The organism is Secundilactobacillus odoratitofui DSM 19909 = JCM 15043, from assembly GCF_001434895.1.
GTDB classification, from domain to species: domain Bacteria; phylum Bacillota; class Bacilli; order Lactobacillales; family Lactobacillaceae; genus Secundilactobacillus; species Secundilactobacillus odoratitofui.
Window position 1 is genome coordinate 230,302 of the sequence record NZ_AZEE01000027.1, and the last position, 14,949, is coordinate 245,250.

Consider the following 14,949-nt stretch of genomic DNA (forward strand, 5'->3'; position numbering starts at 1 on the left):
ATGCTAATCCACAAAGTCGGCAAACGCACCTGCGTCTGGATGGTGTTCGAGATATTCACGCTTAGTTGCTGGATCAAAATCTCGCGTCCCTGGTATAAAATGAATAGCTTCAGTTCCCGCCTCAATCGCAGTTTGATAATACCATTGTTTGAATTTTAGGAACGCCATTTGCTTGTTTAACTCCGCTATTTTAGCAGCTAACGTTTGCTCAGTGTTTTTCAAATAGTCGTACCTGGCCGTTAAAGTCGTATCCCCGGCCATGCATAGCGCGATGAATTCAGCAATGGTATCCACCGGCACCCCACTTTTTTTCAGAACGGTAATCACGTCCAAGTAATTCATATCATTTTCGGAAAATTGCCGAATGCCATTTTCGTCCCGTTTTACAAAGGGTAATAATCCATGCTTATCGTAAAACCGAATCGTTGATGTTGATACGCCCAGGCGCTTAGCCACCTGACCAATCGTATATGTCATCAAAATCCCCCCAATCAAGCTTGCAAGTAGCGAATCACCACCAATAGTGCCACACCGGCAATCACTGCGGTGACCCATGGGAGTAGTATCGCACCACCCGCTTGAACAAGCAAGCCGCCGAGTGCACCGGCAAGCGCAATGGAAACATTCCATACGGTCGCGTTCAGTGACATTACAATATCCAGTGCCGCATCGGAGACCCGCTGCCCGAGCGCCGTCTGTAACAAAGTTGCCGCCCCACCAAACGAAAGTCCCCATAAGCCAATCCAGATTATTGGTGTAGAAGTTAGGCCGAGCAGCACTGCACTAATTACAAATAGGACTAAACTTCCAATTGCCAATCGTCGCAAGTGTCGATCAATCAACACACCAGTTAAGAAAATACTCATCAAAGCAGCAATCCCAAAAACAAGTAAACTGACATCAACATTTGCCGTATGTTTTGCTTGTAAAAACGGTGCAATGTAAGTGTAAAAACTGTTGTGGGCACCTAACCAAAGTAAAGTAACCAACAATAGTGGTCGGACGCCAGGCGTTTGCCAAACTGTTCGATAACTAACCGCTTCACGTCCGCGAGTGCCCGGAAAGTCGGGTAAGGCCCTTATAACGAACACCAGTAAAACGGCCGCAAAAATTGACATGATGCCAAACACCAGTCGCCACCCTAATTGACTACCCAACCAAGTACCAGCTGGTACCCCGAAAGATAATGCGATTGGGGTGCCAACTAACGCAATTGCCATCGCACGACCGGCTAGATCATCTGAAACCATCCGTCGAGCGTACCCAGCTAGCATTCCCCAAACAACCCCAGCTGCAACACCAACAGCAAACCGCGCGAGAAGTGCCATCCAATAATTCACGGCAACAGCGGTAAGTGTGTTAAAAACCAAGAAACCACCAATCGCGGTTAAAAATAAATGTTTGCGCGTCCATGACCGAGTCGCAGCAATTACGGGAATCGCTGCTAAAATTGATCCCATCGCATACAGCGTCACCAGTTGACCAGCCGACCCCGTAGTAATGTGTAACCCAGCCGCAATCTCGGGCAGTAACCCTGCCGGTAAGGTCTCCGTCATAATTGCTAAAAAACCAGACAACGCGAGCGCAATTAAGCCAGCTAATGGAAAGTGAGTTGCCGTTTCTTTTTGTTTTGTGATTTGCATTTGTTAAACTCCTTTAAGTTAATTGATGACACTTACTTTAAGGGTTCAACACGTGTTTAAGGCAAGGGGAAAGTTTTGGTTTATGGAAAATTTTCTTAAATACTATCAAAAGATAGTACTCACTCGTATGCTAAAATAAAACAAAACCCTCAAACCGGAGTAACCAATGACCACTCAAAAACTCATCGCCCTCGACTTAGATGGCACAACACTCAACCAAAACGGCGTACTGACGCCTCGGACAACTCAGACACTCCGTACAGCCAGCCAAGCTGGCCATCTCGTTGTGTTGACGACCGGCCGACCTGATGCCATTTCCGTTCAATTCTATGACCAAATCGGCCTCAAAACACCGATGATCAATTTCAATGGCGCTTTAATTCATGTGCCACACCGCAACTGGCAGTATGAACATGCGGATACAATTCAAATTCCGACTGCGCTAGCGCTACGTGACTTAAAACGGCAGTTTGACATTAACTTAATGGTGGCTGAAGGCAAACAGCTGATGGTAGCTGATCACGGTTTTCAAAACGTACCTTTTTTGCCTGATATGCTCAATCCAACATTCCTGCTGGACGAACGCGGCCTCACCACTTCCCCCATTTCGGTCACCATGTTCATTTCGGAAACAACTTTGTCCCCACTCCAACATGCAGTGTCACTGCGATATCCGACGCTAACACCAAAAACTTGGGGCTCTTGGAGTGGTGAACATGCGGCACTAGAAGTGACCGCTGGTAACACCAGTAAGTCACGTTCACTGGCGTACGTTGCTGACCGCTACAATATTTCACGTCAAAATATTATTGCCATCGGTGATGATCTGAACGACTTAGACATGTTGACTTACGCCGGTGAAGGTGTGGCGATGAAAAACGCCAAGCCAGAAATTCTTGAGGCTGCTAACACCGTTACAAGGTTTGATAATAACGATGACGGGGTCGCTGACTATCTCGAAACCCGACTCGCAATTTAATCAACTAAAAATACACCATTCCGGAAATTTGGAATGGTGTATTTTTAAACGTTAAATTAATCTTGTCGACGCTTTTTATTGACGAAACCAAAACTGCTTAGTAAGCCTAACAATCCTAAACCAATTAACGAAACTAGATTAGTTTGTTCACTAGTTTGCGGTAACTTTTGGTCACCAGCCGTTGCTAGAGCATTACTTGTAGTGATCGCCTCTGGCGATGATACGTTACTCTTCTGATGATTTGTCGTATCGCTATCCACTTCAGTCGTTCCCGGGTGTGTATCAGTTGTCACACCGGTTGTAGGAGCCGTTTCTGAACTCGGTGTCGTCTCGGTGTTTTCAGTTTCCGGCGTCAAATTAGGCTGAGTTTCAGTCGGCGTCTTATCAGTTGTCTTATCGTCTTCTGGAACACTGGCCGTAACCTTTTGATAAACGAAGGTCAGTTGCATTTGATTACCCTGATATTGACCTGTAACGGTATCTTGCGCAACTACGGCATAACCCGGCACAGTGACGGCATGAACGGTGAAGTCAATGCCAGTTAACCCAGTTTGCGTGGTATCCGGACTAATCAAATGACCGGCCGTATCGATGTAGTGAATCACTAAATTAGTCTGAGTATTAACTGCAACTTGGCCGAGTTGCTGGTAAACAAACGTTGCCGTCATTGTATCACCATGATACGTTCCAGTAATCGTTGGTTGGCTGAGTAACCGGTAATTGGCTATATTAGGCGCTTTAGCAGTGAATGCCTCACCTTGATTGCCAGTCTGGGTCAAATCAGGTTGGATAGCATGACCAGCTTCGTCAACGTAGCGTGTGACCAATTGACTCGTCATCTTATTCGTCAAGGTACCAAGTTGACGGTAAGTAAACGTCACAACCATCTGGTCACCTTGATAGTTTCCTGCAACGTGGTCGTTACTCAATAACTGATACCCATCGATGCTTTGGGCAGTTGCTGTAAACGGCGCCCCAATCTCGCCCTTTTCAATTGTATCGTCGTGAATCGTTTTGCCCGCCTCATCGACATAATGGACAACTAGCTGGCTAGCAGAATTGGTTGGCAGCTGGCCGAGTTGCTGGTAAACAAACGTGACAATCATCCGATTACCCTTGAACGTACCACTAACAGATGACTGACTCTTCAAGCGATAGCCATCGATGCTTGGTGCTTCAGTGGTAAATGCCTCACCAGCCTTGCCTAATATGGTAGTTGCATCCTTAATTTGTTGTCCATCTTGATCAACAAACTTGTTAACAAGTTGACTGGCAGGGTTGATGGCAACGTCATATTTTTGATAAATAAACGTGACGGCCATGTGATTGCCGCGATAGGTGTCAACAACCGCTGGCTGGCTCCCCGCCTTTAGCCGGTAACCAGCAATAGTCGGTGCCTTAATAGTGAAGGATTCACCAACCTTGCCTGTTTGACTGACGTCCGGTGCAATTGTTTGGTTTGCTTGATCAACGTAGTGTATATCAAGTGTCGTTGTTGTGTTTTCTGGCAGCTCGCCGTACTTTTGATATGTCAGTGTTACTGACATTGCGTTACCGTGATAAGTATCATTTATCGGTGCAGTGTTGATCCAGTAACCTTCAATTTGTGGTGGTGTAATGGTGAATGACGTATCACTTTCGCCAGTTTGTGTGGTAGCGGTTTGGAGTGAATGACCTTTCTCATCCACATAGTGAACGGTTAAGGCTGTCTTCCCACTAACAGTTGGTGTTGGATAATAACTAACCATTAGACTTTCATCAGCTGGATCGGTGGTGATTGCGGTTAAATTCCAAGTTGCGGTTTGCGGTGAAACGCTGTAACCATCAATTACGGGTGACGCAACGCTAATGGTTGACTGATCAGGTGTCCACGTGTAGCTGTCAGTGGTTGCATCATAACTGCCAGTCCAAGTGATAGGGGTGGGAACTGCGGTTGGTGTTGCTGTGCCAGCACCTTGGTAGTTAACGGTATTCTTGGTGGTGACTTGGATGGTTGTTGGGGTGTATTCTGCAGTCTCAATCTTTTTGACTGGTGAATCTGGCACTACGATTGAAAAGGCAATGCCGCCGATGAATTGAACTGGTTTCAAATTTTCTGTAGTACCATCAGATTTAACTTGACCATAAAAAGTGTAATCTGTTTCGCTAGCATTCTTTTGCAATGCCCAAACTTGACCGACAGCCATCCAAGATTCTACACCTGCAGTATTGGTAGACCGATTAACACCATTTTGGTCCACAGCAATTTGAGATCCCCTCAAAATAGTAGAGTAGTCATTATCGATTGAAATTCCTTGTAGCGCATCAAGATCACCAAAACCAACGATAGTATCAATATTAGCGGCTTCATCTGTGCCCGCATAATAATATTTAATACTTGCACTCACGTCTTGAATATTGTGTGGATTGAATCCAATATTATTGGTATAAATTTCAATATATTGATCCGCTAATACCTGTCCCTTTGCATCTTTCGCAGCAACATATCCCGTGATGGTTTCAACAGCATCAATCCATTTCCCAGTTGCTGGATCAAGGAAAACACTATTATACTTCCATGACGGTGAAGCGTTATCGGAAAAATGAATAACCTGGTTCATCTTAACTGGATTACCATTCTCATCCGTAACAACCGTGCCAGCTTTTACATTAATTTGGGCAGCTTTCTTGGCTTCATCAGAAGCAGCAAGCAGATCTGCATCCGTGACGTCATCTGCAACAGCATTTGTCACATCAGTTTTGTCATTTGCACCCTTTCCAGTAAGTAGCTTTACTAACTGAGCGTCAGTCCAGCCTCCATCTGCTGTCGATTTAATTTCAACCTGATTGCTATCATACGCCGCCTTAGCATTATCATACGCATCGTTATTCGCGGTCTGCGTATCCGTGGCCGTCTGTATAGCAGCCGCTTGCTGATCATAATCGGCCTTCACACTGGCGACCGTATCCGCTAACTCATCAGGTGTGGTCGTCACCGTCTTGGCTGGATTCGTTGTAACAGCTACCCCCGTACTCTTAGCTGTATCAACAGTTGACTGGATCTCTGATGACGTGTCTTTAAGCGCTGCCGTGTTTACGTCACTGGCCGTATCAGTCGTCGTAGTGGCCGGTTTTGCTGATTCCGTCTCTCCAGCCGCAATGGCCGCTGTAGACGTCGATGTCACAGCAGTTGTCCCAGCTTCACCCGTAGTGGCCGCGTACGATTTCAGCTCTGACTGAAAGAATAATCCAGAACCGATCGCGAAACTAGCGATACAGGCCACTACCCAGTGTTTTCCAACTTTATAAGATTTATAACGAACCTTCGAATTCATCCGCTGTACTTGTTGATGCTTACTTTGACTTACCATTTTGTCCCCTCCCAAAATAAAGATAAGTAGTTAATACCCTAAACTATATAAAAAACAATCCTAACTAATCATTCGATTAATCGCTTTCATTTTGCCACAAGTTGATATATATGTACATTGGTTTGTAGAAAGGTGGATAAGTTCAGCTACTAAAAAGTGGAATAAAGGCTGCTACAACGCGACTTTTATCCCACTTTTACTAACATTTCATTTTGATGACAAATGCTTATGGTTTCATAACCAGATTAGTTGACTTCTCTAGTTATTCTCGTTCGACATTCTTAACGATAACTGACATCGTCCCATCTGGATTAGTTCGAAATTCCACGACGTCCTTGTTCTTTAAAACATCGACTGGTACGGTCATTTCAATGCCGTTGCCTAACTTGATTTTTTGTTTCTGATACTTCTTCTCAAAAATGGGTGCATTGGGCACTCGCACCGTTTCGGAAACCCCACGCTCTTTGAGTTTTTCTCTGAATGCGACCTTAGCCTCTGGGTTATCTTGGAAGACCTTCTCCGCAACGTACTCGCTATCGATCTGCTCGTCTTTTTTGATACTTTCATACACGGCTTTATGCGTTTCTGGTACCGTCAACACATCGTTTTCCGTGTATTTTTTAGCGGTTTCCTTCACCGTCCGTTCGATGACCTTAATCTCCTCCGAGACCTTTTTCACCACCGGTATTTGCAGAATATTTTGCGCGAACGTCCAGTCTTCACCATTATTATCGTACTTCTTGGACTGAATCCGAATCGTATCACCCATCACCAGGAAGCCGTCTTTAACGGTCGTAACGGGCGCTGGCAAAATCGTTTTATTTTGAATGATGGTGTTGACCAACAAGTCCTCATCGTACTCGATTGAGTGGAGATACTTAGCGTTGTAATCGAGTTTGATCATCCCCGTCATATCCACTAAATCATCATTTTGGGCACGGAAGAACAACAAATCACCGCCATTGATCTTAGTGGCGCCCTTAATCGCGTCAAAGAAATCTAAACTGATTTGCGCCGAATTGGCAACAAAATCAGCCGGATGATTGACTAAGTTAGCAACAACCCGACAATCCGCCAGATTGGCCTCCGTATATTCCGTCTTCATTAACTTCTCAATCGCTTTTTGCAGGTACTCTTCCATGACCACGTCACTGGGATCAACCGCCTTGTGCGAAACCACAACGTTGCCTGAATCTTTGTCCATCACGTGGACGACTGCTTCTACTATTCTCATGGTGACCACCTTTATCTGCTTAGTTCCATACAATCATACAAAATTGATGGTGTGGTGGCAACTGACGGATAATTGAACAGGTGACAGTTATCAGTTATCGTTCCGCCAAGGTATCCGCCTCAGTAATTGGCCGAATTACGCGACAGGGATTACCAACCGCCAATGAATTTACCGGAATGTCTTTGGTGACAACACTGCCAGCACCAATCACGCAGCCGTCACCAATTGTGACCCCGCCAATGACCGTGACATTACTAGCCAGCCAGCAGTTATTACCAATCGTGATTGGTTCAGCGTGCTCATAGCTGTAATTTAAATGACCATGCTCATCCGCCCGCATATTGCGTTGCTGATATCTTAAAGGATGTAAAGCCGTCATCAACGATACATTGGGTCCACACATGACGTTATCGCCAATTGTAATCGGCGCTTCGTCCAACACCGTAAAATTGAAATTAGCATAAAAGTTCACCCCCACTGACGTGAACTGACCATAGTCAAATTGAATCGGCCCCTGTAAATAAGTACCCTCACCGTGATTTGGCAACAATTGTTCAGTGATGGCTTGACGCTGCTCTTCTTCGGTCTCCAGTAGTTGATTGTACTCAGCACAAAGCTTATGTGCGACTCCCCGCAATTTTATTAACTCAGGGTCCATTGAATTATACATATCACCCGTCAGCATCCTTTGTTTCTCAGTGCGTTCAACCATTTCGATGTCCTCCTTGAAATTGTTACCTGCAATCTTACCATAGTTAACGTTTTTAACAACAACACTTCAAACGTAAAAAAAGCACCGCTAACCCAGCTTACGGGTTTGCGATGCCAGTTTAATTGATGACTTACTCAACATTCAATCTAAGGTTGGGCATAGCCGTTTCCGCGAACAGCCTTCCGGGCACCACCATGAATCGCTGCTGATCTTGACTCATAGGTGTAGTTACCAGGGTTTTTCACCTTAGTGTAATAAATGTTGCTGTTGGAAACGAAGACTTTACCTGAAGCAGCCACCGTCCACTTGCCTGACTTATGGGTCTTGGATGACTTCTTAGACGTCCGTTTAACCGTCTTTTTGACAGTTTTCTTAGTTGATTTTTTAGTTGTTTTCTTAGTGGTCGACTTGGATTTAGTAACCGTCTTCTTGGCAGTCGCCTTCCCAGTTGAATAATTGATCTTAACGCCTTCATCTGAGTTCAAGACGACAACTTCAGTGTTCAACTTGTTATCAGACGATTTGATGTCGACGATTGAACCACGGGGAATGACTTCATTACCGTGATATACCGGCGTAGTCTCATACTTAACCGTCCGCTTGGTCCCTGGATGACTAGCCCAGTAATGTTCAACCTTTTCTTCAGCGTAACGCATGCCACCGTTTTGATCCGCCCCAACGTTTTGTGAGCGAGTCCCAGTCGTAAAGTTTGCGCTAGAAGTATAAGATTTTTTACCTAAAAGACTATCGCCAATTGAATGACTTCGATTCCACAGATAGCCATGGTAAGTGTGGTGCGTCAGTGAATAAGTCACCGCCACGATTGGATTACTGCTAGGCCACTTATAAGGATCACGCGGCGTGCCTTGGCGACTGCCCTTCGATGACTTGTACTCGCCGTAAGTCAGTACCGCCCGCGCTGTTGCTGAACGATGGTGACTGTCACTAGCGAAGTGCGTGCCACCCGTTTTAATACCGGCAAATGAACCAAACCGAGCTTTGCCATTGGTATAATAGTAGTCCTTAGTTGGCCCCGCTGATTTTGCCTTGGTGTAACTATTCAGCTTGCTGACAATGGTTGCCGTCGACTGTGTCTTGGCTGCCGCTGTCTGCGCTTGAACCAACTGTTCGCCGCCGAGCAACGCGCCGGCTAGCAGTACGAGTGATAATGATTTCTTGAAATAATGAGTCATGGTTGCCCCTTCCACTTCTGTATCTACCACCGTTAATTAGCAGTAAATAATATTGATATATGATACACCCTTTAATATCATTCATCATATCGCCTGTGGACGTATGAAGCAATCACTAATTGAGGAATTAGATGGTTAATTTGAAGATTCTGATTGCAGCATTCCTCAAAAAAATAGTCATTCTATTACCTAACGTCCTACCAATAAAGTGGTGTAACGATTATTTATAAAATCGTTGCACCGCTTTTTAAGTATGATGTTATTTTGTTTAACCCTTAGAATAATATATCTACTTGTTCGTCCATCAAATGGATGACAGACTACACCTTAAACTTCCGAATCATCTCTTGACGTTGCGCCAACGACTTCTTCTCAACTTGCGAGAAACCGTACCACTTGAAATGAAATAGGCGCGTTTTGAGGAACGTGCCGCGGAAGAGTGCCTTTAGCAACGGTGCCCCAAACACCCAACGGTAAAGCCAACTTGGCGTGCTCATGGTGGTGATCACCTTAATCTGCGGTTGCTTCACCAACTTGGTCTGCATTGAACCAGCCTCATACAAGCAACCTTTTGAATAAACCTTGTCCAGAAAGCCCTTAGTCATCGCGGGCATCACTTCCCACCAAATCGGAAACATCAAAATAATTTGGTCAGCATCAAGCAGTCGGGCCTGATAATCCGCAATTTGGTCGTTGATTGGCACACCACGTCGCCAGTTGGCCAGGTCTTGGGCTGACATGACGGGATCAAAATGATCAGCGTGGAGGTCGATTAAGTCTACTTCGCCATGCTCGGCGGTTAATTGCGTCTGCACTTGCTTATAAACGGCTGCTAAAAATGAGCGTTGGTGTGGAACATTCTCACTGGCGTTACTCGTGTAAGGATGGTCGAAGATAATCACTGTTTTCATATTAATGTTGCCTCACTTTTCTTATATAATGAGGTTAGTATAGTAACTTCCGTTCTTTCGCGCCTTAACTTATGTTAATTGCCCAAACAAATACCAGAAAGGTCAATTACCCATGAAATTACCACAGTTAATTGGTAGTAAGTTTCCCGAACTCGCAGACCATTGGGATGAATGTCAGCAATTACTAACACCATTGAGCGTCCCAGCTCATACGCAATTGTTGATGGAGGGCGATGTTAGCCAAACCATCTACATCGTTGTTAAAGGTGCACTGCGCCTATGGCAAGCTGGTGACCGTCAAGAGATCACCTTCCAGTTTTTCTTTGAAAATGAAATTGTGAGTTCGTTTGAAAGCTTTTATTTAGCACAACCCAGCGATTGCTCACTGGAAACCCTCGAAGACAGCCAGTTACTCAAATTAAGTAAAACTGATTTTGAAACGCTCTGTCAGCGTTACCCAAGTTTGGAACAATCAATGAGCCGCTGGATCAGCCAGCGTTTTATCACGTATCGAAGCCGAATGCTGCGACAACTACAAAACACGCCCATCGAACGGTATCAAGCCTTACTCGAAGATGAACCTGAGTTGATTGACCGAGTACCGCTCAATGAACTGGCGTCATATATTGGTATCACACCAGTGTCGCTAAGTCGCATTCGGAAGCGGTTGTCGTAAGGCAAAAGTTCATTAAATATCGAATAGGCACAGTAACCGTACAACTTCTCGATTACCGTGCCTATTTGGCTGTGCCTTTTTGCTTGTGCCTATTTGAATTACTCATAAATTATTTTACTTTGGCACCGTGATCATTCAGTTAAGACCACTTGCATCAATTACGCCGTAACATCAATCGAACACCGACCAACATCAAGATGCACCCAACTGCCATTCCAAATAATCCAGTGGAACTACTTGCCGAAGCAGACCGTTGCATTTCCAATAGCGCATACTGAGTTAATACGATAGCAACGGCACCATTGGCCACGTTGAAGGCTTTTAATAGTCTAACCCAAGCGTTGTCAATGTGACGAGTCCGGATGAGTCCAACGACAGCGCTAATAAATTTAACAAATCCAATCGTTGCAATCAGTAACGTCACATTTTTAGTGTAATGGACGTCAACGCCGCTCCGATAGAGCCAAGCACAGATTCCGGTAAACACCGCACTGAGTAAAAAATAGCTAATACCGCCAATTCGTTGGCCCAAGAGCAAATGTCGTTTTAGTTGTAAAGTTGAAAGACGTTCCAATCGTTCTAAACTATACCGTTGTAGCAAAAACGCTTTGGCAAGAACAAGCACTAAATAGTAACCGCCAAATAGTAGCAACCACGCAGAACCAAAGGCGATCCCCAAAACTAACTTAACTAAGGCCACCAATAAACCGAATGGCAAACTAACTGCACTGAACAGCGCCATACGGTCGATTGTGTTTTCATAATGTCTGGCAAACTGTGTTTCTCGAAACCACTTCATATCGAGAACCAACTTTTACCGGTAAATAAGACAACTATTGTTAAAACGATGCCACCAACCGCAGCAGGAATAACGCTACAGCCAACAAACTGAGGTCCATAACTCACAAACTGAGTTGCCGATATGGCACCTAGTACGCCCATTGCAATACCAAGTACTTCAGTTCTGCGCTGCCACACTCGATTTGAAGGCCGCTTGACGATATTCAGCAACCAACTTGTTACTAACCCAACAACCACACCAATTATTACTTCAATGTAGACAATCATCCGTTATCGCTCCTCTTTCCCTTAACTCGCAAGCTGGTGTTCTCGCGCAAACCGCCGAAGTCCCATCAATGCACGTTCCTGATTGACATCACTAACGTACGGAATCACTAGTGGTAATAACTCATCAGACAATTGCCACCACTGGAATCGTTCCAAAAATGCCACCATAGTTTCATCAAATCGCGTTCGAATGACGTGAGCGGGATTACCGCCAACAATGGTATATGGCGCGACATCTTTTGTGACAAGACTGTACGCCCCAATCACTGCACCGTCACCGATGTGAACACCCGGCATAATAACTGCGCCACGACCAATCCAGACATCATTACCAATCACCGTATCGCCCTTCACAGGCATATCAGCCTTGGTCATGCCTAATCGTTGCCCCCAGTCTGAGTTTACAACCCCGAATGCGTAAGTAGAGAAGCTATTCATAGAGTGGTTTGAAGCCCCCATCATAAACTGCACATTCGCAGCAATACTGCAGAAACTTCCAATTTTCAAATTTCCGTGGCCCGGCACGTTATACCGCACACAGTCGGTTTCAAAATCACTGCCATCATAGAACGTGTACCGACCAACAAACAGGTTATCGGCCTTAAATGATTGTGTTAAAACGGTCATTCAATCAACTCCTTAATTAGTGACTTAACGTGAATGCACTCTGGCAAGTTGCAGCGGTTTGATCTAGCCGTTCTTCAATGCTAGGCTGCATCCTTGTCGTAATTCGTCGTTGGTACCAACGGTAGACAAAGTAACTTGCGCCCCACAACAGAAATCCTGGTACGGCGACTACGATGGACAGCACTAAGAATGCAGCTAAGTATGCAAAAACCGAAACACCCATGAACACCGTTCCTAGAAGGCCTACTGTAATTGCAATGACAGTAGGAATCGCGACCTGTTGACGATTTAGTTGTACGACCTCAGCCATTTGTTCATCAAATTGGCGTTGCAGCCGGTTCAATTCGACCTTGTTATCAATTCGTCGATCACGCTTAAATTGTAGGTGAACTGATTTCTGATTTAACGCTACACTGCGTTTATCAAGTTGCCAGCCGAAGTTCTCGTAGCCATCAGTAAAAGCAGCTTCAAAGGCTACTGGTACCGTTTGTTGTAAGTATTCGTATGCGATGAAATCTTGATTGTTTGTCATAATAAAAAGCTCCTTGTATTCATTTGATGAGTTTAGAATACAGGGCGCTTATTAATTTAATGTTGTCGAAATGTTGCTGAATTGTTAATTCATTATTTTTCTTGAGTTAGTGGCAACGTCACGGTAAAGGTGCTCCCCTGATCAATCGCACTAGTCACCTGAATCTCTCCGTTCACCAGGTGGAGGATCTGTGCAACCATAGCCATCCCCAGTCCGTTACCTTCTGAGGCATGAGAACTGTCGCCTTGGTAAAATTTATCAAATAAGTGCCGTTGGGTTTCAGCAGACATTCCTTCACCGGTATCTTGAAAACTGACGACAACGGCTGTTTTAGTCTGAACTGCTTTCAAGCTGATTTGGCCGTGCACCGAGGTAAACTTAATCGCGTTCCTTAGCAAGTTTTGCCAAACCACTCGAAGTAGTGCCGCATCAGAGGTCAGCTCAAGCTTTTCTGGTAATTCAATAGCCATCTCTAGCGACTTAGCTTCCAACATTGCATCATGATCCAGAACAACCCGCGTCAACTGAGTATTTAGATCAAATAGCTCAAGTTGTGGTTTGATTGTCTGATTTTGTAGCTTACTAAGTCGCAAAACATTTGTCACCAAGCTAGATAATTGTTGTGTTGCCTGAATGATGGTCGTGGTGTACTGCAACCGATCTTTCTCACTTAAATTCGGTAACTGCAACGCCTGCGCATAGCCTTCTATATTTGCTAGCGGCCGCTTAAACTCGTGTGACACGTTGGCAACAAAGTCATCACTCAGCGTTTCAATTGAACCTAGTTCCGCCACCATCGTGTTAAAGTTCGCAAACATCGCATCTAGATAATCATAGTTCGCCGGACTGTGTAATGGCTGTAAATAAACCGAAAAATCACCACTGGCCACTCGCTCGGCGGCGTCACTAAGCTCCCGTAACGGTCGGTCCATACTTCGATACCGTTGCCAAGCGGTGAAGCCAACGAACACTAGCGCAACAATCACCCAATATAGTGCATACCAAAGCGAATAAACACTGAACACCACGTGCCAGTTATGCTGACCATACAATAATCCCGGTACTGCTGCCACTAAACTCATCACTAAGAAGCTCAAAAACACTTCAAACCATGAAAAGTGACTTACATGCACGGCAACCCTTTTTTTGGCTTTCATTTTAGCACCGCCTTATAACCCAATCCATGAACGGTCTTCAGTTCAAATCCGTTAGCCGCTGCAAACTTGTCGCGCAGTTTGGACAAATACACGTCAACCGCCCGTAAATTTGTGTCGCCATCAAGGTCCCAAAACTCATTAATCAGCTCGGCCCGTGAAAAAGCGTGGTTGGGGTACGATAACAGTTTGTATAGAATGTTAAACTCCCGCACCGTCACGTTAACTTCACTGCCGGCAATCATCGCACTCACCGCTTCCGCATCTAATGTCAAGTTACCAATCGTCAACACGTTATCTTGATTGATTTGAGACCGACGAAGTAATGCGTTCACACGCAGAATCAATCCTTCAAAGTTAATGGGCTTAACCATGTAGTCATCAATACCTGAATTAAAGCCCTTTTCCTTGGAGGCAATATCATCTCGGGCGGTGATGAACAGAATCGGCAGTGCTGGATCAGTGTGTCGGATTGTTTGTGCAAATTCATACCCATCAACGTTGGGCATCATAATATCGGATAACACGAGATCAAACCGGTGATCATACATCTGATCATACGCCTCGTTTGGCTCCATCGCCGTTGTCACTTCATGTCCGTGCTGCTTTAAGATAACTTGGAGGATTTGATTGAACTGAACGTCGTCTTCAACAACTAAAATTTTGGCCATTGTACGCACCCCTTCTCAATGTGTTTGCTTATTTATAGTTATTATGACGCGATTAAGTTTAGAATGATACAGCGAGTTATTAATAATAATAATTAAGGCCGAGAGATTATGACGGTGGTCCAGAAAAAGTCGGGCCATCAAAAAAGAGGCTGGGAAAAAAGTCCATATTGGTAAGTATCGAATTAATTTCTTAATTCGA

The 14,949-nt window shown here is 44.8% G+C and carries 15 protein-coding genes; 2 read left to right on the plus strand and 13 right to left on the minus strand.

Annotation, left to right across the window (positions count from 1 at the left end; translation table 11 throughout):
- Positions 1–3 precede the first annotated feature (3 nt).
- Both FD04_RS03445 and FD04_RS03450 read right to left on the minus strand, forming a co-directional pair.
- Positions 4–477, minus strand: a complete 474-nt coding sequence (locus tag FD04_RS03445) for a MerR family transcriptional regulator (protein WP_056947028.1) — start codon at positions 475–477, stop codon at positions 4–6.
- A gap of 14 nt (positions 478–491) precedes the next feature.
- On the minus strand, positions 492–1,643 hold the full coding sequence (locus FD04_RS03450) for an MFS transporter (RefSeq protein ID WP_056947032.1): 1,152 nt from the start codon (positions 1,641–1,643) through the stop codon (positions 492–494).
- 166 nt (positions 1,644–1,809) lie between these two features.
- Between FD04_RS03450 and FD04_RS03455 the strand changes: the two genes are divergently transcribed.
- Entirely contained in the window at positions 1,810–2,622 is an 813-nt protein-coding gene (locus FD04_RS03455) for a Cof-type HAD-IIB family hydrolase (RefSeq protein ID WP_056947035.1), read from the plus strand.
- A gap of 56 nt (positions 2,623–2,678) precedes the next feature.
- Here FD04_RS03455 and FD04_RS03460 read toward each other — a convergent pair whose 3' ends face one another.
- From FD04_RS03460 to FD04_RS03480, 5 genes are all read right to left on the minus strand, one after another.
- Positions 2,679–5,972, minus strand: coding sequence for a MucBP domain-containing protein (locus FD04_RS03460; RefSeq protein ID WP_056947039.1), 3,294 nt, complete (start codon positions 5,970–5,972; stop codon positions 2,679–2,681).
- Positions 5,973–6,234: 262 nt separating this feature from the next.
- Positions 6,235–7,206 (minus strand): nucleoid-associated protein, encoded by a 972-nt coding sequence (locus FD04_RS03465; protein ID WP_082603105.1) that lies wholly within the window; start codon positions 7,204–7,206, stop codon positions 6,235–6,237.
- Between the two features lie 94 nt (positions 7,207–7,300).
- On the minus strand, positions 7,301–7,918 hold the full coding sequence (locus FD04_RS03470) for a sugar O-acetyltransferase (RefSeq protein WP_054699352.1): 618 nt from the start codon (positions 7,916–7,918) through the stop codon (positions 7,301–7,303).
- A gap of 146 nt (positions 7,919–8,064) precedes the next feature.
- Positions 8,065–9,111, minus strand: a complete 1,047-nt coding sequence (locus FD04_RS03475) for a DNA/RNA non-specific endonuclease (protein WP_056947044.1) — start codon at positions 9,109–9,111, stop codon at positions 8,065–8,067.
- 320 nt (positions 9,112–9,431) lie between these two features.
- Positions 9,432–10,022 carry an NAD(P)H-dependent oxidoreductase gene (locus FD04_RS03480; RefSeq protein ID WP_054699347.1) on the minus strand — a complete coding sequence of 197 codons (591 nt, stop codon included), beginning with the start codon at positions 10,020–10,022 and terminating at the stop codon, positions 9,432–9,434.
- Between the two features lie 112 nt (positions 10,023–10,134).
- On the opposite strand from FD04_RS03480, the gene FD04_RS03485 reads away from it, so the two are divergent.
- Positions 10,135–10,698, plus strand: coding sequence for a Crp/Fnr family transcriptional regulator (locus tag FD04_RS03485; protein ID WP_054699345.1), 564 nt, complete (start codon positions 10,135–10,137; stop codon positions 10,696–10,698).
- Positions 10,699–10,852: 154 nt separating this feature from the next.
- Here FD04_RS03485 and FD04_RS03490 read toward each other — a convergent pair whose 3' ends face one another.
- From FD04_RS03490 to FD04_RS03515, 6 genes are all read right to left on the minus strand, one after another.
- Positions 10,853–11,497 carry a hypothetical protein gene (locus tag FD04_RS03490; RefSeq protein WP_056947048.1) on the minus strand — a complete coding sequence of 215 codons (645 nt, stop codon included), beginning with the start codon at positions 11,495–11,497 and terminating at the stop codon, positions 10,853–10,855.
- Positions 11,494–11,766: a hypothetical protein gene (locus tag FD04_RS03495; protein ID WP_054699340.1), complete on the minus strand. Its 273-nt coding sequence runs from the start codon at positions 11,764–11,766 to the stop codon at positions 11,494–11,496. Before FD04_RS03495 ends, FD04_RS03490 begins: the two co-directional genes overlap by 4 nt.
- Before the next feature lie 21 nt (positions 11,767–11,787).
- Positions 11,788–12,393 carry a CatB-related O-acetyltransferase gene (locus FD04_RS12910; protein ID WP_054699338.1) on the minus strand — a complete coding sequence of 202 codons (606 nt, stop codon included), beginning with the start codon at positions 12,391–12,393 and terminating at the stop codon, positions 11,788–11,790.
- A gap of 16 nt (positions 12,394–12,409) precedes the next feature.
- Complete coding sequence (locus FD04_RS03505) at positions 12,410–12,925, minus strand: hypothetical protein (RefSeq protein ID WP_054699336.1); 516 nt, start codon at positions 12,923–12,925, stop codon at positions 12,410–12,412.
- 92 nt (positions 12,926–13,017) lie between these two features.
- Positions 13,018–14,082, minus strand: coding sequence for a HAMP domain-containing sensor histidine kinase (locus tag FD04_RS03510; protein WP_056947051.1), 1,065 nt, complete (start codon positions 14,080–14,082; stop codon positions 13,018–13,020).
- On the minus strand, positions 14,079–14,750 hold the full coding sequence (locus FD04_RS03515) for a response regulator transcription factor (RefSeq protein ID WP_054699332.1): 672 nt from the start codon (positions 14,748–14,750) through the stop codon (positions 14,079–14,081). Before FD04_RS03515 ends, FD04_RS03510 begins: the two co-directional genes overlap by 4 nt.
- Positions 14,751–14,949: the final 199 nt, after the last annotated feature.